General features: G+C 59.0%; 1 pseudogene. It reads left to right on the top strand.

The features are described 5' to 3' along the window. Positions 1-118 precede the first annotated feature (118 nt). Positions 119-1,028, top strand: a pseudogene (locus FTT76_RS17490) (IS91-like element ISVsa3 family transposase); the annotation flags it as partial.

Genomic DNA, 1,028 nt, shown 5'->3' with positions numbered 1-1,028 from the left:
GGAGTGACGGGCACTGGCTGGCAATGTCTAGCAACGGCAGGCATTTCGGCTGAGGGTAAAAGAACTTTCCGCTAAGCGATAGACTGTATGTAAACACAGTATTGCAAGGACGCGGAACATGCCTCATGTGGCGGCCAGGACGGCCAGCCGGGATCGGGATACTGGTCGTTACCAGAGCCACCGACCCGAGCAAACCCTTCTCTATCAGATCGTTGACGAGTATTACCCGGCATTCGCTGCGCTTATGGCAGAGCAGGGAAAGGAATTGCCGGGCTATGTGCAACGGGAATTTGAAGAATTTCTCCAATGCGGGCGGCTGGAGCATGGCTTTCTACGGGTTCGCTGCGAGTCTTGCCACGCCGAGCACCTGGTCGCTTTCAGCTGTAAGCGTCGCGGTTTCTGCCCGAGCTGTGGGGCGCGGCGGATGGCCGAAAGTGCCGCCTTGCTGGTTGATGAAGTACTGCCTGAACAACCCATGCGTCAGTGGGTGTTGAGCTTCCCGTTTCAGCTGCGTTTCCTGTTTGCCAGCCGGCCCGAGATCATGGGGTGGGTGCTGGGCATCGTTTACCGCGTCATTGCCACGCACCTGGTCAAGAAAGCGGGCCATACCCACCAAGTGGCCAAGACGGGCGCGGTCACCCTGATCCAGCGTTTTGGATCGGCGCTCAATCTGAATGTTCACTTCCACATGCTGTTTCTCGACGGTGTGTATGTCGAGCAATCCCACGGCTCAGCGCGTTTCCGCTGGGTCAAGGCGCCGACCAGCCCAGAGCTCACCCAGCTGACGCACACCATCGCCCACCGGGTGGGTCGCTATCTGGAACGGCAAGGCCTGCTGGAACGGGATGTCGAAAACAGCTATCTGGCCTCGGATGCGGTGGATGACGACCCGATGACACCCCTGCTGGGGCACTCGATCACTTACCGTATCGCTGTCGGTTCACAGGCGGGGCGAAAGGTGTTCACTTTGCAAACTCTGCCGACCAGTGGTGATCCGTTCGGTGACGGGATTGGCAAGGTAGCCGGGT

The organism is Acinetobacter sp. YH01009, assembly GCF_013420765.1.
GTDB lineage: Bacteria > Pseudomonadota > Gammaproteobacteria > Pseudomonadales > Moraxellaceae > Acinetobacter > Acinetobacter amyesii.
Note: the sequence above shows the minus strand (reverse complement) of the source record. Positions and strands in the feature narration are given on the sequence as shown.